The sequence below is a fragment of the Stappia indica genome (assembly GCF_009789575.1).
GTDB classification, from domain to species: Bacteria; Pseudomonadota; Alphaproteobacteria; order Rhizobiales; family Stappiaceae; genus Stappia; species Stappia indica_A.
Window position 1 is genome coordinate 168,756 of sequence record NZ_CP046908.1, and the last position, 25,066, is coordinate 193,821.

A 25,066-nucleotide genomic window follows, 5' to 3' on the forward strand; every position below is an offset into this window, starting at 1 on the left:
GGCGTTGAATCCTAGTGCCCAATCACTTTGTTATGGTTAACGCTGTCTCAACGACAGCCCTGCAGCGGCGCGTGACGGGGAGGGGCGAGAGACTGCGGCATTCTCGCAACAGCGTGGCGATCCCGCACGAATGAACGCCGGTAGCCGCCGCCATCTCGCCCGAGAAACTGGATATTCCCTGCGGCAGACTGTAAAGATGCGCCCGTGATCGCACGAGCCAAGGTCTTGCCGCATTCGTTGCGCACAGGTTTGGCGAGCGAGGGACAGAATTTCCCGTTCGCGGCGACGACGCGCTTCGTGTCCGCCGTGGCGAAACAACGGACTTTAGGGACGCATTGCATGGCAGAAAGACTGAAGAACCACCTGGCTGGCCTGACCATCGCCGCTGCGGCGACCATGGCTTTCGCCGGCGGCGCCGCTGCGCAGACCCAGACGATTCAGCCGCCGGCGGACACGCCCTGGGTGAAGATCTGCAATACCGACCCGCAGTCCAACAAGGAAATCTGCGTCGTGACGCAGGAGCTGCGCACGGATACAGGCCAGTTTCTGGCGTCCGTGGCGGTGCGCGAGATCGGCGGCGAGGCCCGCAAGACCCTGCTGATGGCCGTGCCCCCCGGCATGCTGATCCAGCCGGGCCTGCGCGTGCAGGTCGACAGCGGCAAGCAGACCGAAGCCAAGTACGGCATCTGCTTCCCGAACGCTTGCTACTCGGAGCTCGTGATCGACGACGCCTTCATCACTTCGATGAAGGCCGGCGGCAATCTTGTGCTGACCACGCTGAACCAGCAGGCCAAGCAGGTGCCGTTCCAGCTGACCCTGTCCGGCTTTACCAAGGTGTATGACGGCCCGGCGATCAACCCGGAAGAGCTTCAGCAGAAGCAGCAGCAGCTGCAGTCCGAACTGCAGAAGCGCGCCGAAGAGGCCCGCCAGCGGCTGATCGAAAAGCAGAAGGAAGTGACCGGCTCGGGCGCGAACTGATCCGGACTATCCAGCCTTCGATACGACAACGCCGCGGCCCTGGCCGCGGCGTTTTTCGTTGTGGCATCGGTCGGAACCGAATGGGGGAAGGCGAGGCTCGTCGCCCTCAGTGCAGGTCCACGTCGCGCGGGCGGTAGGTACCGTCGTCCTGCTGTTCGAAGATCTCGTCGACCTGGGGATGACGCACGGGCTCGCCGGTGTCGTCCGGAACCAGGTTCTGCTCCGAAACATAGGCGACGTATTCCGTCTCCGCATTCTCGGCGAGCAGGTGATAGAACGGCTGGTCGCGATCCGGGCGCACGTCTTCCGGAATCGCGTCCCACCACTCTTCGGTGTTGGAAAATGTCGGGTCGACGTCGAAGATGACCCCCCGGAAGGGGTACACCCGGTGCCTGACGACCTGACCGATCATGAATTTCGCGGTGCGCATCTGTTCAGGTTTCAGCCAGTTTGAGCGTAAGTCGGGAGGTTCTCCCTCGATTCAACATTAGCGCATACGCTCTGAACGGGCGGTTTACAAGTCGCGAGCCGCTGGCGGCTCGCACTCTTCGTCCTTGTTCGCTCCTTCAGCCGCTCACAGACCGTAAAGATCGGCCATGGCCGGATCTTTCGCCGCGACGATACGGGCAAGATCGACGATCACCTTTGCCTGCTTCCAGGTGGCATCGTCCTGCATCTTGCCGTCGATCATCACGGCCCCGGTGCCGTCGGGCATCGCCTCCAGGATGCGCAGCGCGAAGGAGACCTCTGCCGGCTCTGGGCTGAACACGCGCTTGGCGATGTCGATCTGGCTCGGATGCAGCGACCAGGCGCCGACACAGCCCATCAGGAACGCGTTGCGGAACTGGGCCTCGCAGGCAGCCGCATCGGAGAAGTCGCCGAACGGCCCGTAAAAGGCCTTGATGCCTGCCGACATGCAGGCATCCACCATCTTGGCGACGGTGTAGTGCCACAGGTCCTGCTGAAAGGCCGGACGCGGTGCGCCGGCATCGCCCGCATCGGCGAGAACCGTGTAATCCGGATGGCCGCCGCCGACCCGGGTGGTCTTCATGCCCCGCGAGGCGGCAAGATCGGCCGGCCCCAGGCTCATGCCGTGCATGCGCGGGCTGGCGGTGGCGATCGCCTCGACGTTCTTGACGCCCTCGGCGGTCTCCAGGATCGCGTGGACGAGGATCGGCTTCGACACGCCGGCCCGCGCCTCCAGCTGCGCCAGCAACTGGTCGATATAGTGAATGTCCCAGGCGCCCTCGACCTTGGGCAGCATCACGACGTCGAGCTTGTCGCCGATCTCCGTGACGATCTCGACCAGATCGTCCAGCATCCAGGGGCTGTTCAGGCAGTTGATGCGGGTCCACAGGCCCGTGCTGCCGAAATCGTTGTCCTGCGCCATGCGGATGAAGCCGCGGCGCGCGTCCGTCTTGGCGTCGGCGGGAATGGCATCCTCGAGATTGCCCAGCACCACGTCGACCGAGCGGATCAGGTCCGGCACCTTGGCGCGCATCTTTTCCACATGCGGCGGCACGAAATGGATCATGCGCTCAAGGCGGACGGGCTGTTCGCGCAGCGGTGCCGGTGCGCCGATGGCCAGCGGCTGGTAGAAGGCGCGCGGTGTCTTCATGGTGTTGTCCTCCCCGACGGTCCGCCTTGTTGCGGTTCCTCACCCGTTATGTTGCGATGCATATAATGGCTTTCGCAACGCGGCACGCAAGCGGGACCTTCGGCGAACGGCGCGGAGAGGGAAGGTTGGGCGCTCAGGCCCCTTACAGCCACTTGCGCATGATCCACATCCACTGGGACGGGTTCTCGCGGATCCATTGCTCGAACAGGGCATGATAGCGCTGCGTTGCGACAAGGGCATCGGCCTTGCGGTCGCCGGTGCGCGGCATCTCGACGATACGCGCCTCGATGCGGAAGCGGTTGCCGGGCAGCCGGATGACGCGGCTTGCAACCAACGGCACGCCGGCGGCACGCGCGATGGTGGCGGGATAGACGGTGGCCCAGGCGTCACGACCGAAAAAGGGAATCACCGCGCCGCGGCGGTCCTGCAGGTCGGCTAGCATCGCGGTGCGACCGCCGGAGCGGGCGATGGACAGCAGGCGGCGCGCCGTCTCGTGGCTCTTGGCGTAGAGGCCGCCGGGATAGATGCGGGCACGCAGGTCATAGACCAGCTTGTCGACCAGCGGATTCTTGATGGTCTGGTAGACGCCGACCGGCTGCCAGCCGGCAGCAAGCCCGCCCATCGCGGTGACCTCCCAATTGCCCGAATGCAGGGAAACGACGACGGCGCCGCTGTCTCCCACCGCGTCGCGCACGGCCTCCACATCGTATTCGAAGCGGTCGGGATCAGAGACGAGCCGGTCCAGCTGCAGCGTCTCGGCGGCGATCCGACCAAGATTTTCCCACATTCCCAGCAGGATGCGCCGATGCTCTTCGCGCGGCAGTTCCGGCATCGCCTTTGCCATATTGGCAAGCGCGCGCCGGTGCCGGCTGTTGAACCGGGCGAACAGACGCCAGGCCTTGCCCATTACGGCGGAGGCCGTATCCGGCGGCATCAGGCGCAGCAGCCAGAGCGCGAAGCTCAGCAGCGCCCATTCCAGCCGATAGCGCAATCCGCCGCGCTCGCCAGGCAGCTTGCCGGGCTGCGTGCCCGTTTCGCCGGGGGCATCGGTCTGCATCATTGCCTGTCGCCGTCTCTACTCACTTATGCGGAGGGTCGTTGCCGTTGACCGGTTTGTGCGAACCCGTTAGGCCTGCGGTGATTAACCAAGCGGTCGAGGCTTGGCAACATGCTCCCTGTTTGGCGGGCGCCCCTCCCGTCCGCCGGAGGCCCTGATGGAAAATGTGATATCGCTGGCGCTTCCGTTTTTCGGGCTGATCTTTCTCGGGGTCGCCGCAGGAAAACTGAAGGACATTCCCGCGTCCGGCCTGGCGTGGATGCAGTTCTTCATCATCTACATAGCGCTGCCGGCGCTGTTTTTCCGCCTTCTGGCCAAGACGCCGATCGAGGAACTGACCAATATCGGCTATGTGGCGGCGACGACCTTCGCCACCTATTGCGCCTTCGCCATCGCCTTTTGCGTCGGCGTTCTGGCATCGCGCGGCAACATTCCCGAAGCGACGATCCAGGCGCTGGCCGGCTCCTACTCCAACGTCGGTTACATGGGGCCTGGCCTGACGCTGGCGGTGCTGGGCCCGGCCGCGGCCGTGCCGACCGCGCTGGTCTTCTGCTTCGACAATATCCTGCTGTTCACGCTGACGCCGCTGATGATGGCCATCGGCGGCACCGACAACGAACCGCCGCTGAAGACCATGATCACGGTGGTGAAGCGGATCTTCACCCATCCGTTCATTCTGGCCACCATCGCCGGCGTTCTGGCGGCGGCGGTCGAATTCCAGCCGCCGCAGGCGATCGAGACGCTGCTGACCTTCCTCAGCAACGCGGCCGCACCTTGCGCGCTCTTCGCCATGGGCGTCACGGTCGCGCAGCAGCCGATGGGGCGGGTGCCGCTGGAACTGCCGGTGATCCTCTCCGTCAAGCTGATCGTGCATCCGCTGATCGTTCTGATGCTGCTGAACTGGATGGGCGGAGTCGAGCCGGCCTGGGTGGCGACGGCTGTGCTGATGGCCTGCCTGCCGCCGGCTGCGAATGTCTTCGTGATCGCCCAGCAGTATCATGTCTACATCCAGCGAGCCTCCAGCTCGATCCTGATCGGCACCATCGCCTCGACGGTGACCGTTTCCGTCTTCATCTATCTGATCACGGAAGGCCTGCTGCCGCTTCAGTAAGTCCGTCCCGGCATAAGAACGGGCGACAGGGAGGAGACCCATGCCAATGACGCAACAGCCGCTTGCCGGGGTCACGGTGCTGGATTTCAGCACGTTGTTGCCCGGGCCGCTCGCCAGCCTGATGTTGGCCGAGGCCGGAGCAACGGTGATCAAGATCGAGCGGCCGGGCGGCGAGGACATGCGCTTCTTCCCGCCCAAGGCAGGCCCGGCGAGCGCGCTCTACGCCATGCTCAATCGCGGCAAGACCTGCATCGAACTCGATCTCAAGGACCCGGCCGCGCGCGAGAAGGTGCTGGAGCTTGTCGACACGGCCGACGTGGTTCTGGAGCAGTTCCGGCCCGGGGTGATGGAGCGGCTCGGCCTCGGCCCGCAGGAGCTGACGAAGCGCAACCCGCGCCTCGTCTACTGTTCGATCACCGGCTTCGGACAGACCGGTCCGCGCGCGCTCGATGCCGGGCACGACATCACCTACATGGCGCTGACCGGGCTGCTCGCGCTGTCCTGCGGCACGGCCGAGGCGCCGGTTCTGCCGCCGGCACAGATCGCCGATATCGGCGGCGGCAGCTTTCCGGCGGTGATGAACATCCTGCTCGCCCTGATCGCGCGCGAGCGCAACGGGCACGGCACGGTTCTCGATATCGCCATGTGCGACGCGATGTTCACGCTCGCCCTGTTCGCCCAGGCGAAACTCACCGCGACCGGCAAGGCGCCGGGCAACGGCGCCGACCTGCTGACCGGAGCCTCACCCCGCTACCGAATCTACACGGCCGCCGATGGCGGGCTGATCGCCGTCGGTGCGCTGGAGGAGAAATTCTGGACCGCGCTCTGCGATACGCTCGGCCTGTCGCAAGAGGCGCGCGACGATCGCCGCAATCCGGAAGCATCGGGACTGGCGCTGGCAGAGGCGTTTGCCGCGCATGACACCGCCTATTGGGCACCGCGGCTTGCGGCGGCCGATTGCTGCGCCGCCCCGCTCGCCGATCTCGCGGAGGCTTTCCGCGATCCGCATTTCCGCGAGCGCGGGCTGTTCGACTTCGAGGTCACCACGGGCGACGTGGCCCTGCCGGCGACGGTGGTGCCGATTGCCCCGGTCTTCCGGGGCGACCGCAGCGCCAAGGCGCCGATCTGAGGGCGTTGACCCGGCTCAGCCGAGCGTCAGCCCGCGCATCAGGCGCGGGCGCGCCATGGCGGGGGCAATGCCTTCGCGCATCAGGAAGCGGCGCAGCGACGGCACCCGGCCGGCGAGATAGAGCCCGAGCCCGCGCAGCAGCTGAACGGGAAGCAGGTCGCTCAGCAGCGAGCGGTTGAGCAGGTCGACGGCGGTCGTGCGGGAGGCGATATCGGGGCGGCGGGCTCGCTCATAGGCCGCCAGAACGGACGGCGCGCCGATATCCTCGCCGCGGCGACGGGCCGCCACCAGCGCCTCGCCCAGCGTTGCGACATCGCGGAAGCCGAGATTGAGCCCCTGCGCCCCGATGGGCGGGAAAACGTGAGCGGCTTCGCCGATCAGTGCGCAGCGATTGGCCGCCACGGTCTTCGCGCTCAAGCCGCCGAGAGGATAGAGCTGGCGCGTTCCGACGATCCGCATGCGTCCGAGGATGGAGGCGGCGCGGCGCTCGATCTCCAGCGCCAGTACCTCGTCGTCGGTCGCATGCAGCCGCTCGGCCTCGCCCGGCTCCTGCACCCAGACCAGCGACGAGCGACGGCCCTTGAGCGGGACCAGCGTGAAGGGTCCGGTGGGGGTGTGGAACTCGCTGGAATGGTCGTGATGCGGCGCATCGTGCTCGAGATTGAGCACCAGCGCGCATTGCGGGTAGCGCCACTCGCGCACCTCGATGCCCGCCGCCTCGCGCACGGCGGAGCGACGCCCGTCGGCGCCGATGGCAAGTCGGGCCGCAAGCGTGGTGCCGTCCGAGAGGGCTAGGGAAACGCCATTTTCGCCGGTTTCCAGCGCGTCGAGACGTGCATCGACTCGTTCCAGCAGCGGCTCGGCCTTGCAGGCGTCGGCCAACTCGGCATTGAGGTCCGCATTGCGGATGTTGTAGCCGAAGGCCGGCAGTTTCAGCTCCGACGCGTCGAAAACGACTTCCGGCGCCCGAATCAACCGACCCGTCGCGTCGATGATGCGCATATGCTCCAGCGGCGCGGTATGCGGCGCGATGCGATCCCACAGCTTCAGCGAGCGGAGCATCTCCACAGAGGACTCCAGCAGCGCCGTGGTGCGGTCGTCGGAGGCCGGCAGGGCAGGGGCGATAAGGGCAGTGCGAAACCCGTGGCGCGCAAGCAGCAGCGCCATCGCCATGCCGGAGGGGCCGGCGCCAATGACGGCGATATCGGCCTCGCGCGAAGGGGTGCCGGTTGCGGTTTTGCGCTGTGTCATGGCCAACTTCCGATCATTGGTGGAACCTTGCCGGGAAAGATGACGCGGCAGCGGCGTAATGCAAGCCCGTGCGCAGCGCATTTGGTCGCATCCGGTACGGCGCGGATGGCATGTGGGCCTGAACGTTCTATCATCCGCAAAGCCTCCGGAGCAGGTTCCGGAGCGAAGGAGCGACACCGTGTCGGCAGGCATCGAGACTTCGGCAAAGAGAACAGGCGGGCCCCGCGATCCGCAGGAGGAGCCAGGCATCTGGAGCCTTGCCGCCCGGCATCCGCGTGCCGTCGTTCTGATCTGCATCGGCATCGTTTCGCTGGCCGGCTGGATGTATCTGGCGGCGATGGTGGCGGCCATGCTTCCCGTCATGGACATGGGCGAGCTCGGCCCCGGCATGGCGCTGTTCAATGCCTTCAACATCTTTGCCGGGCTGCCGGCGGAGGCCCGCGCGCTGCTCGCCGCGATCTGCCTGCCGGAAGGGGCGTCCACTTTCGGCATGCCTGCTTCCGCCGTCTGGTCGGTGCACGACATGCTGCTCGTGCTCGTCATGTGGGTCGCGATGGCACTGGCAATGATGCTGCCGACGGCCGCGCCGGTGATCGCGAATTTCGCAGAGCGTGCCCGGCGGGATCCGCAGGCCGGCGGCTATGGCCTGCCGGCCGGGCGGGCAACGCTGGTGCTGACCCTCGGCTATCTCTCGGTGTGGATGGCCTATGCTGTCGTTGCGACAGCGGCCCAGGCAGCGCTGACAATGGCCGGCGCGCTGACCCCGATGATGGCTCCGGTGACGACGGTGCTGGCCGGCACGACGCTGGTCGCCGCCGGCATCTACCAGTTCACGCCGGCCAAGGCGGCGTGCCTCTGGCGCTGCCGCAACCCGAAGCTGTTCTTCGCAAGCCATCGGCCGGCCTCGCTTGCCGAGACCTTTCGCCTCGGCGTCATGCAGGGGATGTTCTGCTTCGGCTGCTGCTGGGCGCTGATGACGGTGATGTTCGCCGTCGGCATCATGAACGTGCTGTGGATCGCGCTTCTGGGCCTGCTGATGGGCCTGGAGAAAACGTTCCTCTCCGAGCGCCTGCCGCAGGTGATCGGCGTCTTCCTGCTTCTGTGGGGCGGCTTTCTACTGTCGCTTGCCGCGTTCGGGCGTGTTGCGTTGGCTGGCTGAGAGAGCGTCTAGCCTCGCTTTTTACGACAAAAGCATGTCAGTCTTATTGCAGTCCGGCCCTCTTGCGGGCATAGGAAGGACAGGGGGAAGCATTCTCTCGTCCCTTCCGGCAGGGAACGGGACCAGGTTGCGAGGCTGAGCCTGTGGCAAAGGGAAAGATGGCGGATCTCGACGCTGGCGTTGCGGACAGGCTGAAAAGCGCGCATCCGCTGTTCCTCATCCATGTGCTGACCGCGCTCGGTGCCCCCATCGCGCTGCTGGCGCTGCTGGCCGGCTCGCGCGGCGACTGGACCATGCTGTTCGTCTGGCTCGGCATCGCGCTTGTCATCGACGGCATCGACGGCCCGCTCGCCCGGCATTTCGACATCGCGCGCCGCATGCCGCAATGGTCCGGCGCCTCCCTCGACTTCGTCATCGACTACGCGACCTACGTCTTCCTGCCGGCCTTCGCGCTTGCAGCCAGCGGCATGCTGTCGACGCCGTGGAACTGGATCTGCGGCGGCCTCGTGGTCTTCACCGGCGCGCTCTATTTCGCCGACAACGGCATGAAGCAGCCGGACGGCTCCTTCAAGGGCTTCCCGGCCGGCTGGAACATGGTGATCTTCGGGCTGATGGTGCTGTCCTCCTCGCAGGTCTTCACCGTGCTCTTTGTCGTCGCGCTGTGCGCGCTGACCTTCGCGCCGATCCGCTTCGTCCATCCGGTGCGTGTGGTGCGCTGGCGCCCGCTGACGCTGGCCGTGACGCTGCTCTGGTTCGTTGCCGCAGGCTTTGCCATTGCCGACGGCATGTCGGCCGACGGCCCGGTGAAGTGGCTGCTGGCCGCGACCAGCATCTATCTCCTCGGCGTTTCCGCCCTGCACCAGCTGCTCGAGCGCCTGCGCTGACGGTTTCTCTCCGCCCGCGCGCAAACGCCTGAAAAAGCAAAACACCATCATGCGAAAGGGGGTTGCCGCCGCAGGCGGGGCCGCCCATCATCCGGCTCACAATCGAGAACCAATCCCGACGGGAGCAGGACATGGTGAAAGCAATCAGGGTGCATGAGACCGGTGGACCGGAAGTCATGCGCTGGGAAGACATCGAGTTGGGCAGCCCGGGCAAGGGCGAGGCGCTCATCCGCCACACCGCCATCGGCCTCAACTTCATCGACATCTATTTCCGCTCCGGCCTTTATCCGGCACCGGCCGGCCTGCCCTTCACCCCGGGCAACGAGGGCGCGGGCACCGTCGTCGCGGTGGGCGAGGGCGTGACCCACGTGGTGCCGGGCGACCGGGTCGCCTATGTCGGCCCGCTCGGTTCCTATGCCGAAGAGCGCCTGATCCCGGCCGATCGTCTCGTGAAGATCCCGGACGGGGTCGACGACAAGACCGCCGCCGGCATGATGCTCAAGGGCATGACGGCGCGCTACCTGCTGCGCAAGACCTACAAGGTGACGTCCGACACGACGCTGCTGTTTCATGCGGCCGCGGGCGGCGTCGGCCTGATTGCCGGCCAGTGGGCGGCCAAGCTCGGCGCCACGGTTATCGGCACGGTCGGGTCGCAGGAAAAGGCCGAGCTTGCCAAGGCCAACGGCTACACCCACGTCATCAACTACCGGACCGAGAATTTTGTCGAGCGCGTGCGCGAGATCACCGGCGGCAAGCTGTGCGACGTGGTCTACGATTCGGTCGGCAAGGACACCTATCCCGGCTCGCTCGATTGCCTGCGCCCGCTCGGCATGTGGGTTTCGTTCGGCCAGTCGTCCGGCCCGATCACCGACTTCAATCTCGGCCTGCTCGGACCGAAGGGCTCGCTCTTTGCCACCCGGCCGACGCTCTTCACCTATATCGCCTCGCGCGCCGACCTGGAGGAGACCGCCAACGATCTCTTCGACGTGGTGCGCTCGGGCGACGTGAAGATCGCGGTGAACCAGGAGTACAAGCTCGCCGACGCCGTAACGGCGCATGAGGACCTGCAGGGTCGCAAGACCACCGGAACCACCGTCCTGGTGCCCTGACCGCAAGCCATGGACCGATCCCGCTCCCTCTACGGCCCGGCCTTGCGCTACTTCGCGGCCGTCGCCAGATCGGGATCGATCCGCTCGGCATCGCGTGAGCTGAACGTCGCCTCGAGCGCCGTCAACCGGCAGATCCTGTGGCTGGAGCAGTCGCTCGGCCACACCTTGTTCGACCGGCTGGCGCGCGGGGTGCAATTGACCCCCGCAGGAGAGATCCTGCGGGCGCATGTCGCCCGGACCTTCGCCGACCTGGAAGCAACGCTCGGCGATCTCGACGCCCTGACAGGCATGCAGCGGGGCACCGTGCGCATCGCCAGCGTCGAGAGCGTCACCGAAAGCCTGTTGCCCGATGTGATCGCCGCCTTCCGTCGCAGCTATCCGGGCATTCACCTGCATACGGTGCTGACCGGATCGGAACAGGTGGTGGAGGCGATCATCGCCGGCGAGGCGGATGTCGGTTTCGCCTTCGAGCCGCCGGAGGATCCGCGTCTTGCCGTCGCCTTCTACCGGGATCTGGAGATCGGGGCCGTGGTGCGGCCCGGCCATCCGCTGACAAGACTTGCGCGCGTGTCGCTCGCCGACTGTCTGTCGCATCCGTTCTGCTTTCCCTCCAGCGACCTGTCGCTGAGGAAGCGTCTCGACATCGCTCTGTCCGATGGGGGCTTTCCGCAGGGCGCCTTTGTCGAGGCCAATTCGTTGAAGCTGATGAAGGAGCTGACCAGGAGCGACGACACCGTCGCGTTCCTGACCACGCTGGGTCTGGAACAGGAGCTCGTGGACGGCTCGCTCGTCTTCCTGCCGCTGGCCGACCAGCCTTTGAAGCGGGACCGCTTCACCATCCTGACCTCGGCGCACCGGAGCCTTGGTCATGCAGCACGGGCGTTCTTCGAACATTCGATGGACGCATTGCGAGCGCGCCTTGCCATGATCGATGCCAATTCGGCATCATTGGGGGCGAAAATATCTTCTGGTCGCGTCGGCCAAGCTGCTGCACCCTTTCAAGGCATGCACAATGCGTGGTCACCTTGAGGCTGCGAGGGGCCGCGCGACAGCACGCATGGGAAGGGGGACCATGGGACGACTGACAACGCATGTACTGGACACCGCGCTCGGCAAGCCGGCAGCGGGCCTGTCGCTGTCGCTGTGGCGCGAGCAGGACGGTGCCTTCGAGTGCATCCGCACCGCGGCGACCAATTCCGACGGCCGGGTCGATGCGCCGCTGCTGGAGGGCGACGCCTTCCGCGCGGGCGTCTACGAGCTGCGCTTCGAGGCCGGCGCCTATCTTGTCGCCTCGGGGGCCGATCTGCCGGACCCGCTGTTTCTCGATATCATTCCGCTGCGGTTCGGGATTGCCGACGAGAGCGGCCACTACCACGTTCCGCTGCTGCTCTCGCCCTTCGGCTATTCCACCTATCGCGGGAGTTGAGTGATGCGTGAGGTCGTCCGTTTCCTGCAAAATGGCCGTGTCGTCGAACTGGCCGATGTGCGGCCGACCGAGACCGTGCTCGACTATCTGCGCCTGCGGCGCGGTCTGGTCGGAACCAAGGAAGGTTGCGGCGAGGGCGACTGCGGCGCCTGCACGGTGGCGGTCGGACGGCTCGTCGAGGGACGCCTCGTCTATCAGCCGGTCAATTCCTGTATCCAGTTTCTGGGCATGCTCGACGGCGCCGAGCTGGTGACGGTGGAGGACCTGGCGGAGGACGGACGGCTGCACCCCGTGCAGCAGGCGATGGTCGATCATCACGGCTCGCAATGCGGCTTCTGCACGCCGGGCTTCGTGATGAGCCTCTTCACGCTCTACCACGCGCCGGAAAGGCAAGCGACGCGCAAGACCGTCACCGACTGGCTGGCCGGAAACCTGTGCCGCTGCACCGGGTACCGGCCCATTGTCGATGCGGCACTCGAGGCCTGTTTCAGCGAGATCGACGACGCCTTTTCGCGGCGCGAGGCCGAGACCGTCGCAGCGCTGCAAGCCATGGAGCAGGACGCGCGCGATGTATTCATCGCGCAAGAGGGGGACGGCTTCTTCGCAGCTCCCGCCTCGCTGGATGCGCTTGCCGAACTGACGGAGCGCCATCCGGAGGCCACGCTGGTGGCCGGGGCGACCGATGTCGGCCTTTGGGTCACCAAGCAGCTGCGCCAGCTGCCGCAGGTTATCTGGCTCGGCCGGGTGCGCGATCTCGACCGCATCGAGGAAACGCCGGGCGGCGTGCTGATGGGGGCGGCCACGACCTTCGCCGCCGCGCATCCCTACATGGCGCGGATCGATCCGGACCTCGGCGAGTTGTGGCGGCGCATCGGCTCGCGCCAGGTGCGGGCCTCCGGCACGGTCTGCGGCAACATCGCCAACGGCTCGCCCATCGGCGACAGTCCGCCGGCGCTGATTGCCCTCGGGGCGACCATCGAGCTGCGCCGGGGCGAGGCCTCGCGCACGCTGCCGCTGGAAGCCTTCTTCATCGACTACGGCAAGCAGGATCGGGCGCCGGGCGAGATCGTCACCGGGCTCTACGTGCCCCGGCTCGATCCGAACCACGCCTTCCGCTGCTTCAAGATCTCCAAGCGTTTCGAGCAGGACATCACCTCCGTGCTTTGCGCCCTGCGGGTGACGCTGGCCGACGGCACGATCACCGACGCACGGCTTGCCTATGGCGGCATGGCCGCAACCCCGAAGCGTGCGGAGATCGCCGAACTCGCCCTGATCGGCGCACGGCCCGACCGTCCGTCCACCTGGGCAGCGGCGTTGAAGGCGCTGGCGGACGACTTCGCCCCGATCTCCGACATGCGGGCGGGCGAAGCCTATCGCAAGGAGGTGGCACGCGCCTTGCTGGCCAAGGCCTTGGTGGAAATCGGCGGAACGCCGGACGAGCGTACGAGGGTGAGCGGATTGCGAGCCGGGGAGGTTATTCATGCAGCCTGAGAGCGGCGGAAAAGCCCTTGGCGCGGCTGCGCTCGCCAGCGTCGGCCAATCCCTGCCGCATGACAGCGCCATCCGCCATGTCAGCGGCAGCGCAGTCTATGTGGACGACATCCGCGAGCCGGCCGGCACGCTGCATGTGGTGCCCGGTTGGGCACGTGACGTCACAAGAGGCAGGATCGTCTCGCTGGATCTCGATCCGGTCCGCGACTATCCGGGCGTCGTGGCGGTGATCGGCCCGGCGGACATTCCGGGCAAGAACGACGTCTCTCCGGCGCTCGGCGACGAGCCGATGTTCGCGGACGAGGAGATTCTCTTCTGGGGGCAGCCGCTCTTTGCGGTCGTTGCGAAGACGCGCGAGGCGGCGCGCCACGCGGCCCGCAAGGCGCGCATCGAGGTGGAGGACCTGCCGCCGCTGCTGACCGTCGAGGACGCGCTGGCGGCCGACGAGACGGTGCTGCCCGACTACCAGTTCCGCAAGGGCTCTCCCGAGACCGGACTCGCGACCGCCAGCCATCTGCTGGAGGGTTCGCTGCGCATCGGCGGGCAGGAGCATTTCTACCTGGAAGGCCAGGTATCGCTGGCCGTGCCCGGCGAAGACAGCGACATGTTCGTCCACACGTCCTCGCAGCATCCGAGCGAGACGCAGCACATCATCGCCCGCGTGCTCGCCGTGCCGGATGCGGCGGTGACGGTGGAGGTGCGCCGGATGGGCGGCGGCTTCGGCGGCAAGGAGTCCCAGGCGAACCACTGGGCAGCGATCGCGGCCATTGCCGCGCGCGCGACCGGCCGGCCCTGCAAGCTGCGGCTCGACCGCGACGACGACATGATCATGACCGGCAAGCGGCACGACTTCCGCGTCGATTGGAAGCTCGGCCACGATGCGGAAGGGCTGTTGCGGGTGGTCGACATGCGGCTCTTCGCCCGCTGCGGCTATTCGGCGGACCTGTCGCTCGGCGTGGTCGACCGGTCGATGTTCCACGCAGACTCCAGCTACTACTATCCCGATGCGATGATCCATTCGCGCCGGCTCAAGACCCATACCTGCTCCAACACCGCCTTTCGCGGGTTCGGCGGGCCGCAGGGCATGCTGGCCGCCGAGCGGATGATGGACGCGCTGGCGATCCGCCTCGGGGTGGATCCGCTCGACCTGCGCAAGCGCAATTTCTACCGCGACGGGCGCGACGTCACGCCCTACGGCATGAAGGTGGAAGAGCACGCGACGCTGCACGCCATCGTCGATGAGCTGGAGGAGAGCTCCAACTATCGCCGGCGCCGGGAGGAGATCGCCGCCTTCAACGCCTCCAGCCCGATCCTGAAGAAGGGGCTGGCGCTGACGCCGGTGAAGTTCGGCATCTCCTTCACGCTGAAGCATCTGAACCAGGCCGGCGCCCTGGTGCATCTCTACACCGACGGCTCGATCCACCTGAACCACGGCGGCACCGAGATGGGGCAGGGCCTGTTCCAGAAGGTGGCGCAGATCGTCGCCGAGGAATTCGGCGTCTCGCTCGACAGGGTGAAGATCACCGCGACCCATACCGGCAAGGTGCCCAACACTGGCCCGACGGCGGCCTCCTCCGGCACCGATCTCAACGGCATGGCCGCCAAGATCGGCGCCGAGACCATCCGCGGCCGCCTCGTTGCCTTTGCCGCCGAGCGCTACCAGGTGGCGCCGGATGCGATCACTTTCGCAGACAATTCCGTGCAGATCGGCGAGCGCAGCATGACGCTCGGCGAACTGGCCCGCGAGGCGCATCTGGCGCGCATCCAGCTGTCGGCGGCGGGCTTCTACGCCACACCCAACATCACCTGGGACCGGCCGAGCGCGTCGGGGCGGCCGTTCTTCTACTTTGCCTATGGCGCAGCCTGTTCGGAGGTCACCGTCGACACGATGACCGGCGAAATGCGGGTCGACCGCGTCGACATCCTCCACGATGTCGGCCACTCGCTCAATCCGGCCATCGACATCGGCCAGATCGAGGGCGGCTTCGTGCAGGGGATGGGCTGGCTGACCACCGAGGAACTGGTCTGGGACGACCGGGGGCGCCTGCGCACGCACGCTCCTTCCACCTACAAGATCCCAACCGCCTCCGACGTGCCGGAGGACTTCCGGGTGGAACTCTATGCCTCGGCCGGCAACCCGTCCCCCACGGTCTACCGCTCCAAGGCGGTCGGCGAGCCGCCGGTGATGCTGGCAATCTCCGTTTTCAGCGCCATCCACGATGCACTGGCCAGCCTCAATCCCGGAGCGATACCGGATCTCGATGCCCCGGCAACGCCGGAGGCGATCCTGCGGGCCGTCCTCGCCATGAAACGGGGCAGGGCCGGCTGATGCGCAATCCCTGGAGCGCCGTTCGTGACCTGCTGGAGCGCCATGGCCGCTGCGCGATGGTCAGCGTTCTGGCGCTGCAGGGCTCGGCACCGCGCGAAGCGGGTGCGCGCATGGTGGTCGCGCCGGACGGCTCGTTCCACGGCACCATCGGCGGCGGCACGCTGGAATACGAGGCCATCGCCATGGCTGCCGCGCAGGCCGCGGACGAGACCTCGTTCGATCTCCTGAAGCTGCGGACCTTCACGCTGGGCCCCGACCTTGGCCAATGCTGCGGCGGCCGCGTGACGCTGGCGGTCGAGAGTTTTTCGGCCGCCCGGCTCGACGAGGCGCGGTGCCTTGCCGAACTTGCCGAGCGAGGCGGTTTTGCGACCCGCGCAGCCATCGGCGCGCAAGGAGAAGTGGCCCCTCGCGAGATCGTCGCCGGCGAGGGCACGGTGGATGCGCCGCTCGCGCTCTCGGCCGGCCTGCTGGAGGAGCGGTTCTCGGCCGGCGAGACCCGGCTGATGCTGTTCGGCGCCGGCCATGTCGGGCGTGCCATCGTGCTGGCGCTGGCCAGCCTGCCGTTCCGCGTTACCTGGGTCGACAGCCGGCTCAATGCCTTTCCCGTCCACATGCCGCGCAGCGTCGAGCCCCGCCACATTGCCGAACCGCCTGAGATCTTTGGCGAGGGCGGTATTGCAAAACCCGTCCCGGCCGAGGTGCTGATCATGACCCATGATCACGCACTCGACCTCGCCATTGCCGATGCGGCGCTCCGGGCGCCTGGCATCGGCGGCGTCGGCATGATCGGCAGCGCCACCAAGGCTGCCCGCATGGTCTCGCGGCTGCGGGCCGCAGGCCACGGCGAAGAGGAGCTGGCGCGCTTCCGCTGCCCCATCGGCATTTCCGGTATCGCCTCGAAGGAGCCGGCGGCCATCGCCATCTCCGTTGCGGCCGAACTCATGCTTCGCCGCGAACAGGCGGGAGCTTTCCACAACAAACGCGGCGGCAGGCTTGCAGGGGGAATGAGGCTCGTATGATAACGCGGCGGGGGAAGCGATGACAGCCACGACACCGACAGATCCGCCCGCGACAGGCCGTGAGAGACAGGGCGAAATCCTGCTCGAGGCGCGCGGCATCACCAAGCGCTTCGGCGAGGTTCTCGCCAACGACGCGGTGTCGCTGACGCTGCGCGCCGGCGAGATCCACGCCCTGCTCGGCGAAAACGGTGCCGGCAAGTCCACGCTCGTCAAGATCCTCTACGGCGCGCTCGAGCCCAACGGCGGAACGCTGCACTGGCAGGGCAGGGAGGTGACCATCGCCTCGCCGGCCGAGGCCCGGCAGCTCGGCATCGGCATGGTGTTCCAGCACTTCTCGCTGTTCGAGGCGCTGACCGTTGCCGAAAATATCGCGCTCGCCCTGCCGAAGGGCACAGGCATGCGCGAGCTGTCCGCGCGCATCCGCGAAGTCTCGCGCGACTATGGCCTCACCCTCGATCCCGACGCCATCGTCGCCGACCTTCCCGTCGGCATCCGCCAGCGCATCGAGATCGTCCGCTGCCTGCTGCAGGAGCCGCGGCTGATCATCATGGACGAGCCGACCTCGGTGCTGACGCCGCAGGAGGCCGACCAGCTCTTCGTGACGCTGGAGCGTCTCACCTCCGAAGGCTGTGCGATCCTCTACATCTCCCACCGCTTGGAGGAGGTGAAGCGCATCTGCCACCACGCCACCGTCATGCGCCACGGCAAAGTCATCTCCGAATGCGACCCGGCGCAGGAAACCGCCGCCTCGCTGGCGCGGATGATGGTGGGCGCCGCGGTGCACGATCTCGACCGCGGTCCGAGGCCGGAGGCCGGCGCGGTGCGGCTGGAGCTACGTGCCCTTTCGGCTCCGGCGGACGGGCCCTTCTCCGTTGCCATCGACACTGTCGACCTGCAGGTCCGCGGCGGTGAGGTCGTGGCGATCGCAGGTATCGCCGGCAACGGCCAGGGAGAGCTCTTCGATCTCCTGTCGGGCGAGCGGCTGTCGTCTCCCGATGCCGTGCAGATCGACGGCCAGTCGGCCGGGCGCGGCGGCATCACCGCACGGCGGCGTGCGGGAGCTGCCTTCGTCCCGGAAGAACGGCTCGGCCACGGCGCCGTGCCCGGCCTCAGGCTCTCGGAAAACATCGTCCTGACGCGCCATTCCACCGGCGACGGTCTCGTGCGCGGCGGCTTCGTCGACCGCGACCGGGCCGGGCAGCTGGGGCAACGTCTGAAGAACAATTTCGACGTGCGCATGTCCCATGACGATGCCGAGGCGCGGGCGCTGTCCGGCGGCAATCTGCAGAAATTCGTCATCGGTCGGGAGCTCGACCGCCGTCCCGGCGTGCTGGTGGTGAACCAGCCGACCTGGGGTGTCGATGCCGGCGCTGCCGCGCTCATCCGGCAAGAGCTGATCGATCTCAGCCGCCAGGGATCGGCGGTGCTGGTGATCAGCCAGGACCTTGACGAGATCTTCGAGATCGCTGACCGCATCGCCGTCATCTCGCGCGGCCAGATGTCCGCGGCGGAGCCGGCGGAAGCCATGACCCGCGAGCGCATCGGCCTGCTGATGGGCGGTATGGACGAACGGCAGGGAGGCGCGACCCATGCGGCTTGAGCTGGAAAAACGCGCCGAGCACTCGACGGCGATGGCCCTGTTGTCGCCGGTGATCGCGCTCGCCCTGACCCTCGTCAGCGGCGCTATCCTCTTTGCAGCGCTCGGGGAGAACCCGGCCGAGGCGCTCTATGTCTTCTTCATCGAGCCCCTGACCGCGTCCTGGTCGCTGCAGGAGCTGGTGGTCAAGGCAACGCCGCTGATCCTGATCGGCGTGGGTCTTGCCGTGTGCTACCTGTCCAACACGTGGAACATCGGCGGTGAGGGCCAGTTCACGGCCGGCGCGCTCGCCGGCTCGGTCCTGCCGATCCTGGTTCCCGAGTTCCAGACCCCGCTGACCTTGCCCTTGATGCTGTTGATGGGCATTGCCGGCGGCATGGCCTGGGCTGCGATCCCGGCCTTTCTCAAGGTGCGCTTCGGCACCAACGAGATCCTGACCAGCCTGATGCTGGTCTATATCGCGCAGCTCCTGCTCGACTGGCTGGTGCGCGGGCCCTGGCGCGATCCCGACGGCTACAATTTCCCAGAAAGCCGCCTCTTTTCGGACGCGGCGTCCCTGCCGGCGCTGGCCGACGGGCGCATGCATGTGGGGGCGATCTTCGCGCTGATTGCGGTCGCAGCGCTCGCCGTTGTGCTGATGAAATCGCTCAAGGGCTTCGAGATCCGCGTCCTCGGCCAGGCGCCGCGGGCAGGGCGCTTTGCCGGCTTCTCGCAGAACAGGATGGTGTGGTTCGCCTTCCTGTTGTCGGGCGGGCTTGCCGGGCTTGCCGGAATCAGCGAGGTGTCCGGCTCGATCAACCAGCTTACCCCGGTGATCTCTCCCGGCTATGGCTTCACAGCGATCATCGTCGCCTTTCTTGGCCGGCTGAATCCCATCGGCATCCTGTTTTCCGGCCTGCTTCTTGCGCTGTCCTATCTCGGCGGCGAGGCGGCGCAGGTGGCGCTCGGCATCTCCGACAAGACGACCCGCGTGTTCCAGGGGATGCTGCTGTTCTACGTGCTTGCCTGCGACACGCTGATCCTCTACCGGATCCGGCTCGGCGGACCTGCAGCCACGGCGAAGGGGGCCTGACATGGGTGCTTTCGAAGCAATCCTCCTGACCGTCATCACCGCGGCGACGCCGCTGCTGCTGGCCGCCATCGGCGAGTTGGTGGTAGAACGCTCGGGCGTCCTCAATCTCGGCGTCGAAGGCATGATGATCCTCGGCGCGGTGATGGGGTTCGCCGCGGCACAAGCGACCGGCTCCCCTTATGTCGGCGTGCTCTGCGCGATGCTGGCCGGCATGGGTCTGGCCCTGCTCTTCGGGTTCCTGACGATCCACCTCGTTGCCAACCAGGTCGCCACCGGCCTGGCGTTGACGCTGCTCGGGCTGGGGCTGGCCGGCATGATTGGCGAAGCCTTCGTCGGCCGTCCGGGCGTCAAGCTGCAGGCGATCGAGGTGCCCGTCCTCAGCGACCTGCCGGTCATCGGGCGGGCGCTGTTCGGCCAGGACCTCCTCGTCTATGTGTCGCTGGCGCTGGTCGCCGCCGTCTCCTACGTGCTGTTCCGCACCCGCGCCGGGCTGATCATCCGCGCCGTCGGCGACAATCACGGCTCGGCCCATTCGCTCGGCGTTTCGGTGCGCAAGGTGCGCTATCTGGCGGTGCTGTTCGGCGGCGCCTGCGCCGGTCTTGCCGGCGGCTACCTGTCGTTGGCCTATACGCCGCAATGGGTCGAGGGCATGACCGCCGGCCGCGGCTGGATTGCGCTGGCGCTCGTGGTCTTCGCCACCTGGCGCCCCTTGCGCGTCCTGGCCGGTGCCTATCTCTTCGGCGCGGTCGGCATCCTGCAGTTCCATGCCCAGGCGCATGGCGTTGGCGTTCCCTCGCAGCTTCTGGCAGCCTTGCCCTATGTTGCGACCATCGCAGTGCTTGTGATCATTTCGCGAAACCGTATCCTGACCCGTATCAACACGCCGGCGTGCCTGGGCAAGCCGTTCGTGCCGGACCGGTGATGCGCTGACAGCGGGCGCGGGACGGGGCAGCCCCCATCCGCCGCCTGCCAACTTGAAAGCCGGCGAAACTCCGGCGGGGGCTGAAACAGGGGACACAGGAGCAGAAAATGAAGAAAATTATGGGGTTGGCGGCCGCTGCGCTGCTCGGCTTCGGCGTCATCGGCGCTGAGGCGGCCGACAAGCTGAAGGTCGGTTTCATCTATGTCGGCCCGATCGGCGACCACGGCTGGTCCTATCAGCACAACCAGGGCCGTCTCGCCATCGAGAAGGAGTTCGGCGACAAGATCGAGACCGTCTACATCGAGAACGTCTCGGAAGGTCCGGATGCCGAGCGCGCCATCGAGCGCCTGGCGCGCGACGGGGCAGGGCTCATCTTCACCACGTCCTTCGGCTTCATGAACCCGACGCTGAAGGTTGCCGCGAAGTTCCCTAACGTGAAGTTCGAGCACGCCACCGGCTACAAGCGTTCCGACAATCTCTCCACCTATTCCGCCCGCTTCTACGAGGGCCGCTACGTCATCGGCCAGATGGCAGCGAAGATGTCCAAGACCGGCACCGCCGGCTATGTCGGCTCCGTGCCGATCCCGGAAGTGGTGCGCGGCATCAACTCGTTCATGCTGGGTGCCCAGTCGGTCAACCCGGATTTCAAGCTGAAGATCGTTTGGGTGAACTCCTGGTATGACCCGGGCAAGGAAGCGGATGCCGCCAAGGCGCTGCTCGACCAGGGCGCCGACGTGATCTCGCAGCACACCGACAGCCCGGCGCCGCTGCAGGTCGCCGAGGAGCGCGGCGCGGTCGGCTTTGGCCAGGCGTCCGACATGATCGCCTTCGCGCCGAAGGCCCAGCTCACCGCCATCGTCGACGACTGGAGCGCCTATTACATCCGCCGCGTCCAGGCCGTGCTCGACGGCTCCTGGAAGAGCGAGGACGTGTGGGGCGGCTTCGACAAGGACATGGTCGTGATGGCTCCGTACACCAACGTTCCGGAGGACGTTGCCAAGGAAGCCGCTGCGACGGCCGAGAAGATCCGCTCGGGCGAGTTCCACCCGTTTACCGGCCCGATCTACAAGCAGGACGGCAGCGAAGCAGCGGGTGAGGGCATCATCATCGATGACGGCGCGCTGCTCGGCATGAACTGGTACGTCAAGGGCATCGACGACAAGCTGCCGAACTAAGAGACGACGCCATTCCGCCACAAGCGGGACGCAACGGGCCGGGAGAGCGATCTCCCGGCCTTTTTCGGTTGACCCGTCCGCTCTCACCGCCATGTTCCGGGCTTCGCGAAAGGCATTCGGCGGCAAAATGGCGGGGTACCGCGGATCGGAGCCATGGCACCGGCACCGGGCAGGGAAGTCGGATCCCGCACTTTCCCAGCGATAGGACTCTTGCAATTTCCCATATATGAGATTATATCCCGTATATGGATGATGACACACGACGAAACACGGCGCTGGCCGACCATCTGCGCTCGCTCAGGACGGATCGTGCTCTCACCTTGCAGGATCTGGCGGAAAGCAGCGGGGTCAGCCGGGCGACGCTCTCGCGCATCGAGAACGGGGAGGTCAGTCCGACGGCCGAAACGCTCGGCCGCATGGCGTCGGCCTTCGGTCTGCCGCTTTCGCAGCTGCTTGCGCCGCTCGAGCCGGAGTTTCCGCCGCTTCTGCGCCGCACCGAACAGGGCGTCTGGTCCGACCCAGGGAGCGGCTTCACCCGCCGCCTGGTTTCGCCGCCCAATAGCGGGCTGAAACTCGAAATGATTGAGTGTGAGATGCAGTCCGACCAGCGCATTTCATATGAGCGGCCGGCGGTCCCGGGGCATGAGCATCACCTTGTCCTGTTGGCCGGTGCACTGACGCTGACCGTCGACGGGGAGCGGTACGAGCTCCGGCCGGGCGACTGCCTGCGTTACCGTCTGTTCGGGGCCTCGAGCTTCGAGACCGGCAAACAATCCGCGCGCTATCTGATTGCACTGGCCTGAAGGTCCTTCCATGCAACCGCAAATTTTCGAGCTGGACGGCGCCGCCATCGAGGGGAACCTTGACGCGCTGTCGCGCATCCTCATCGACAGCGTCGCCGATGGTGCGGCCATCGGCTTCATGGCGCCGGTAACGGCAGAAGATGCGGCCCGCTTCTGGCTGATGGATGTGCGGCCAGCCGTCGAGGCCGGGCGCCGCCTGCTGTTCGGCGCAAGGTATGACGGCGAGACCGTCGGCACTGTGCAGCTTCTCACGGCCATGCCGGCCAACCAGCCGCATCGCTGCGAGATCGCAAAGATGATCGTCCATCCGCGGGCACGACGCCTCGGCATCGGCAGGACGCTGATGAGCCATGCTCTGGAGCGCGCACGCGAGCTCGGCAAGACGCTTGTCACGCTCGATACTCGCACCGGCGACGTCGCCGAACCGCTATACGCGTCCGTCGGCTTCGAGGTCGCGGGCATCATTCCGGACTACGCCTTCGATCCGGACGGGCGGGCGAAACATGCCACGACCTTCATGTACCGCCGGATCGAGGCTGCAGCGGCGACCTGAGCCTTGCACGCGTCGACGACGCCGTTCGGTCGTTCCGTCGGCTCGCGAAGCGCTGCGCCGGGGAGCGATGCAGCGAGGGGCCATCCAACATCGGAGCTGGAGGGGAGCGGCCGAACTTAGGCGGCGTCCTTCGACTGGAACCGACCGTCGGCCCGCTCTCCGCCACCACATCGCTAATTCGCATAAGATATATTATGGAACTTTTATGTGTAGCTGGAATGCGGCCCTGGACCTCGCGTCTTCTGCCGATCCTGCTCAGTGTGGCACGAATGCCGGCTACGGGAGCAAAATCGACAAAATCGTCACCATGTCTGTACCGACGGCGAGACATCCGCCACCGCTTGTAGTTATGTACAATTGAAATGATCAGTCTTGCGGGGGGTCTGATGCGTTGCCGTTGAACAATCAGGTCGTATCGAGACGCGCCGGCATCAACACGCATCTCGTCATGCTGGTGCTGGTCTGTCTTCTGCCCATTCTCGTGATCTCCGGATATGCGGCCTGGCGTACGGGAGCAGCCTATCGGGACACTGCGACCGCCCGCCTGAGCGAAACGGCATTGACCATCCGCAATGCCATCGAGGCCGAGATAGAAAGTCGGTTCACGGTCCTCAGCGCGTTTGCGACATTCTGGTCGCCCGGCACATCGAGCAACCAACTGTTGCTGCAAGGCAGTCGCCACGATGGCATCGGCCTGGAAGGCATGATCCAGGTCATCGAGTTTGCAGGCGGCCAGCCGAATTCCCAGGCCGATGAACAGGTGCTCGCCATCGCCCGGCAGTCGTTCGAGCGCAATGCGCCGCTGGTCTCCAATCTTGTCCTTGGCGCGGGACCGCAGGAGCATCGTATTCACCTGGCGCTGCCGGTGTCGAGCGCCGGCAAGCCGCCGCTGCGTGTCTTCGTCCTTTCCCTGTCCCCCTTGCAACTGATCCGGACCCTGCAGCCGGACGGTGAACGCACCACCGGTATTCTCATCGCCGTCACGGACGGCGATGGTCATATCCTCGCGCGCTCTCGGGATGCGGAGAACTCGGTCGGCGTAAAGGCGCCCGACTGGGACAGGTTGCGGTCCGGTGCCCTCGGCAGCGGCTTGTTCGAGGCCAAGACGACCGAAGGGCTCGACACAGTGATGGCTTATCACCGGGTCGATATGACGCCCGGCTGGACTGCGGTGGTTGCCGAACCGCTCGAGGTATTCAACGCCCGATGGCAGACACCGCTGACAGGTCTGCTTCTCGGGTCGGCGCTAGCGACCGCCCTTGCCACCGTCCTGGCGATCCATATCGGCCAGTTGATCCGGCGTCCTGTACAGGCTCTGGCCCTGCGCAGCCTGGCGATCGCCAGCGGCGACAGTGAGCGCGCTCGCACGCCCGAGGCGATTCCACCGTCCAGGATTCGCGAGTTCGAGGTGTTGCGCCTCAGTTTCGAAGCTGCCGAGGCCGCGCGGAGCGAACACGAACGCCGATTGCACACGGTCGCCAATGCCGGTGCGCTTGTGTTGTGGCGCTGGTCCGCCGAGGGCGACCTGCTGTCCGCTGAAGGATGGGAAAAGCTGACCGGCATGCCCGACAGCGAGGCGCTTGGAACCTCCTGGATCGACCAGGTGCATCCCGACGATCAGGAGCGCGTCGCGCTGGCCATCGGCCAGAAGAAACGCGGCACTCTCGACTATTTTGACATCGAGTTCCGGCTGCGGATCGCCGACGGCCGATGGCTTTGGGTGCGCGACCGGGGCGGCCCGGTCCTCGACGACAGCGGCAAGATCATCCAGTGGGCCGGCGTTCTGGAGGACATCGATGCACGCAAGCAGGACGAGGCCCAGATCGCCTACATGGCCACGCATGATGCGCTGACCGGGCTTGGCAACCGCGTGCTGCTGCGCGATCGCCTGGAGATGGCGGCCGCGGCCGCAGGGCGCGGGGTGACGAGCGCCCTCCTCGCGCTCGATCTCGACTTGTTCAAGCAGGTCAACGACACGCTCGGCCATCCCGCTGGCGACGAAGTCTTGCGTCAGGTGGCCGGGCGCCTCTCCTCCTGTGTACGCGAGGTCGATCTGGTGGCCCGCATCGGCGGCGACGAGTTCGCCATCCTGCAACACGGCGCGTCACAGCCGGAAGCCGCCAAGGCGCTGGCCGACCGGCTGGTCGCCGCCGTTTGCGCGCCTTACCGGGTCGATGGCCAGGACATCGTCATCGGCGTCAGCGTCGGCGTGGCGCTGATCGCCGGCGGCGAGGTTGCGGCGGACGATCACATGCGGCGAGCGGACAAGGCGCTCTACCTCGCCAAGTCGCAGGGCCGCGGCCGCATCTCCGTGTTCGGAGAAGCTCCCGTTGCGATTCTGCAGGAAGGCTAGGGCAGGCTTGCCCTGCGCCTCTGCCGGTCG

The 25,066-nt window shown here is 66.6% G+C and carries 22 protein-coding genes; 18 read left to right on the forward strand and 4 right to left on the reverse strand.

Annotation, left to right across the window (positions count from 1 at the left end):
• Positions 1-204: 204 nt before the first annotated feature.
• Positions 205-978 carry an invasion associated locus B family protein gene (locus tag GH266_RS00840; protein WP_244953752.1) on the forward strand — a complete coding sequence of 258 codons (774 nt, stop codon included), beginning with the start codon at positions 205-207 and terminating at the stop codon, positions 976-978.
• A 106-nt stretch (positions 979-1,084) separates the two neighbouring features.
• Here the strand turns inward: GH266_RS00840 and hspQ are convergent, their stop codons facing one another.
• The 3 genes from hspQ to GH266_RS00855 all read right to left on the reverse strand — a co-directional run bounded on the left by hspQ (position 1,085) and on the right by GH266_RS00855 (position 3,656).
• Positions 1,085-1,408 (reverse strand): heat shock protein HspQ, encoded by a 324-nt coding sequence (gene hspQ, locus GH266_RS00845; RefSeq protein ID WP_158192202.1) that lies wholly within the window; start codon positions 1,406-1,408, stop codon positions 1,085-1,087.
• Between the two features lie 144 nt (positions 1,409-1,552).
• Positions 1,553-2,596 carry an HpcH/HpaI aldolase/citrate lyase family protein gene (locus tag GH266_RS00850; protein ID WP_158192203.1) on the reverse strand — a complete coding sequence of 348 codons (1,044 nt, stop codon included), beginning with the start codon at positions 2,594-2,596 and terminating at the stop codon, positions 1,553-1,555.
• Between the two features lie 142 nt (positions 2,597-2,738).
• On the reverse strand, positions 2,739-3,656 hold the full coding sequence (locus tag GH266_RS00855; protein ID WP_158192204.1) for a lysophospholipid acyltransferase family protein: 918 nt from the start codon (positions 3,654-3,656) through the stop codon (positions 2,739-2,741).
• A gap of 154 nt (positions 3,657-3,810) precedes the next feature.
• On the opposite strand from GH266_RS00855, the gene GH266_RS00860 reads away from it, so the two are divergent.
• Both GH266_RS00860 and GH266_RS00865 read left to right on the forward strand, forming a co-directional pair.
• Positions 3,811-4,764, forward strand: a complete 954-nt coding sequence (locus tag GH266_RS00860; protein ID WP_158192205.1) for an AEC family transporter — start codon at positions 3,811-3,813, stop codon at positions 4,762-4,764.
• Positions 4,765-4,810: 46 nt separating this feature from the next.
• Complete coding sequence (locus tag GH266_RS00865; protein ID WP_158192206.1) at positions 4,811-5,893, forward strand: CaiB/BaiF CoA transferase family protein; 1,083 nt, start codon at positions 4,811-4,813, stop codon at positions 5,891-5,893.
• 15 nt (positions 5,894-5,908) lie between these two features.
• Here GH266_RS00865 and GH266_RS00870 read toward each other — a convergent pair whose 3' ends face one another.
• Entirely contained in the window at positions 5,909-7,144 is a 1,236-nt protein-coding gene (locus tag GH266_RS00870; protein ID WP_158192207.1) for a UbiH/UbiF family hydroxylase, read from the reverse strand.
• Between the two features lie 178 nt (positions 7,145-7,322).
• On the opposite strand from GH266_RS00870, the gene GH266_RS00875 reads away from it, so the two are divergent.
• From GH266_RS00875 to GH266_RS00945, 15 genes are all read left to right on the forward strand, one after another.
• Entirely contained in the window at positions 7,323-8,303 is a 981-nt protein-coding gene (locus tag GH266_RS00875) for a DUF2182 domain-containing protein (RefSeq protein WP_209001518.1), read from the forward strand.
• Positions 8,304-8,461: 158 nt separating this feature from the next.
• On the forward strand, positions 8,462-9,187 hold the full coding sequence (locus GH266_RS00880; protein WP_158192209.1) for a CDP-alcohol phosphatidyltransferase family protein: 726 nt from the start codon (positions 8,462-8,464) through the stop codon (positions 9,185-9,187).
• A 131-nt stretch (positions 9,188-9,318) separates the two neighbouring features.
• The gene (locus tag GH266_RS00885; protein ID WP_158192210.1) at positions 9,319-10,296 is read left to right on the forward strand and encodes a quinone oxidoreductase family protein; all 978 of its coding nucleotides are present in this window, start codon (positions 9,319-9,321) and stop codon (positions 10,294-10,296) included.
• A gap of 9 nt (positions 10,297-10,305) precedes the next feature.
• Positions 10,306-11,325 (forward strand): LysR family transcriptional regulator, encoded by a 1,020-nt coding sequence (locus tag GH266_RS00890; protein ID WP_158192211.1) that lies wholly within the window; start codon positions 10,306-10,308, stop codon positions 11,323-11,325.
• Positions 11,326-11,368: 43 nt separating this feature from the next.
• Positions 11,369-11,722, forward strand: coding sequence for a hydroxyisourate hydrolase (gene uraH, locus GH266_RS00895; RefSeq protein ID WP_158192212.1), 354 nt, complete (start codon positions 11,369-11,371; stop codon positions 11,720-11,722).
• A 3-nt stretch (positions 11,723-11,725) separates the two neighbouring features.
• A complete protein-coding gene (gene xdhA / locus GH266_RS00900; protein ID WP_158192213.1) occupies positions 11,726-13,213 on the forward strand; it encodes a xanthine dehydrogenase small subunit in 1,488 nt (495 codons plus the stop codon).
• Entirely contained in the window at positions 13,203-15,542 is a 2,340-nt protein-coding gene (gene xdhB, locus GH266_RS00905) for a xanthine dehydrogenase molybdopterin binding subunit (RefSeq protein ID WP_158192214.1), read from the forward strand. The genes xdhA and xdhB overlap by 11 nt, the downstream gene beginning before the upstream one ends.
• Positions 15,542-16,561 (forward strand): xanthine dehydrogenase accessory protein XdhC, encoded by a 1,020-nt coding sequence (gene xdhC, locus GH266_RS00910; protein ID WP_158192215.1) that lies wholly within the window; start codon positions 15,542-15,544, stop codon positions 16,559-16,561. The genes xdhB and xdhC overlap by 1 nt, the downstream gene beginning before the upstream one ends.
• Positions 16,562-16,580: 19 nt before the next feature.
• Positions 16,581-18,161, forward strand: coding sequence for an ABC transporter ATP-binding protein (locus GH266_RS00915; protein WP_158192216.1), 1,581 nt, complete (start codon positions 16,581-16,583; stop codon positions 18,159-18,161).
• The gene (locus tag GH266_RS00920; RefSeq protein WP_158192217.1) at positions 18,151-19,230 is read left to right on the forward strand and encodes an ABC transporter permease; all 1,080 of its coding nucleotides are present in this window, start codon (positions 18,151-18,153) and stop codon (positions 19,228-19,230) included. The genes GH266_RS00915 and GH266_RS00920 overlap by 11 nt, the downstream gene beginning before the upstream one ends.
• Before the next feature lies 1 nt (position 19,231).
• Positions 19,232-20,152, forward strand: a complete 921-nt coding sequence (locus GH266_RS00925; protein ID WP_158192218.1) for an ABC transporter permease — start codon at positions 19,232-19,234, stop codon at positions 20,150-20,152.
• Between the two features lie 107 nt (positions 20,153-20,259).
• Positions 20,260-21,327 carry a BMP family ABC transporter substrate-binding protein gene (locus GH266_RS00930; protein ID WP_158192219.1) on the forward strand — a complete coding sequence of 356 codons (1,068 nt, stop codon included), beginning with the start codon at positions 20,260-20,262 and terminating at the stop codon, positions 21,325-21,327.
• A 245-nt stretch (positions 21,328-21,572) separates the two neighbouring features.
• Positions 21,573-22,130, forward strand: a complete 558-nt coding sequence (locus tag GH266_RS00935; RefSeq protein WP_158192220.1) for a helix-turn-helix domain-containing protein — start codon at positions 21,573-21,575, stop codon at positions 22,128-22,130.
• Positions 22,131-22,140: 10 nt separating this feature from the next.
• Positions 22,141-22,683, forward strand: a complete 543-nt coding sequence (locus GH266_RS00940; protein ID WP_158192221.1) for a GNAT family N-acetyltransferase — start codon at positions 22,141-22,143, stop codon at positions 22,681-22,683.
• A 397-nt stretch (positions 22,684-23,080) separates the two neighbouring features.
• Positions 23,081-25,036 carry a diguanylate cyclase domain-containing protein gene (locus GH266_RS00945; protein ID WP_158192222.1) on the forward strand — a complete coding sequence of 652 codons (1,956 nt, stop codon included), beginning with the start codon at positions 23,081-23,083 and terminating at the stop codon, positions 25,034-25,036.
• Positions 25,037-25,066 lie beyond the last annotated feature (30 nt).

Coding starts and splice junctions, on each gene's coding strand:
- hspQ (WP_158192202.1), bottom strand. CDS start 1,408: ATGCGCACCGCGAAATTCATGATCGGTCAGGTCGTCAGGCACCGGGTG.
- GH266_RS00850 (WP_158192203.1), bottom strand. CDS start 2,596: ATGAAGACACCGCGCGCCTTCTACCAGCCGCTGGCCATCGGCGCACCG.
- GH266_RS00855 (WP_158192204.1), bottom strand. CDS start 3,656: ATGATGCAGACCGATGCCCCCGGCGAAACGGGCACGCAGCCCGGCAAG.
- GH266_RS00860 (WP_158192205.1), top strand. CDS start 3,811: ATGGAAAATGTGATATCGCTGGCGCTTCCGTTTTTCGGGCTGATCTTT.
- GH266_RS00865 (WP_158192206.1), top strand. CDS start 4,811: ATGACGCAACAGCCGCTTGCCGGGGTCACGGTGCTGGATTTCAGCACG.
- GH266_RS00870 (WP_158192207.1), bottom strand. CDS start 7,144: ATGACACAGCGCAAAACCGCAACCGGCACCCCTTCGCGCGAGGCCGAT.
- GH266_RS00880 (WP_158192209.1), top strand. CDS start 8,462: ATGGCGGATCTCGACGCTGGCGTTGCGGACAGGCTGAAAAGCGCGCAT.
- GH266_RS00885 (WP_158192210.1), top strand. CDS start 9,319: ATGGTGAAAGCAATCAGGGTGCATGAGACCGGTGGACCGGAAGTCATG.
- GH266_RS00890 (WP_158192211.1), top strand. CDS start 10,306: ATGGACCGATCCCGCTCCCTCTACGGCCCGGCCTTGCGCTACTTCGCG.
- uraH (WP_158192212.1), top strand. CDS start 11,369: ATGGGACGACTGACAACGCATGTACTGGACACCGCGCTCGGCAAGCCG.
- xdhA (WP_158192213.1), top strand. CDS start 11,726: ATGCGTGAGGTCGTCCGTTTCCTGCAAAATGGCCGTGTCGTCGAACTG.
- xdhB (WP_158192214.1), top strand. CDS start 13,203: ATGCAGCCTGAGAGCGGCGGAAAAGCCCTTGGCGCGGCTGCGCTCGCC.
- xdhC (WP_158192215.1), top strand. CDS start 15,542: ATGCGCAATCCCTGGAGCGCCGTTCGTGACCTGCTGGAGCGCCATGGC.
- GH266_RS00915 (WP_158192216.1), top strand. CDS start 16,581: ATGACAGCCACGACACCGACAGATCCGCCCGCGACAGGCCGTGAGAGA.
- GH266_RS00920 (WP_158192217.1), top strand. CDS start 18,151: ATGCGGCTTGAGCTGGAAAAACGCGCCGAGCACTCGACGGCGATGGCC.
- GH266_RS00925 (WP_158192218.1), top strand. CDS start 19,232: ATGGGTGCTTTCGAAGCAATCCTCCTGACCGTCATCACCGCGGCGACG.
- GH266_RS00930 (WP_158192219.1), top strand. CDS start 20,260: ATGAAGAAAATTATGGGGTTGGCGGCCGCTGCGCTGCTCGGCTTCGGC.
- GH266_RS00935 (WP_158192220.1), top strand. CDS start 21,573: ATGGATGATGACACACGACGAAACACGGCGCTGGCCGACCATCTGCGC.
- GH266_RS00940 (WP_158192221.1), top strand. CDS start 22,141: ATGCAACCGCAAATTTTCGAGCTGGACGGCGCCGCCATCGAGGGGAAC.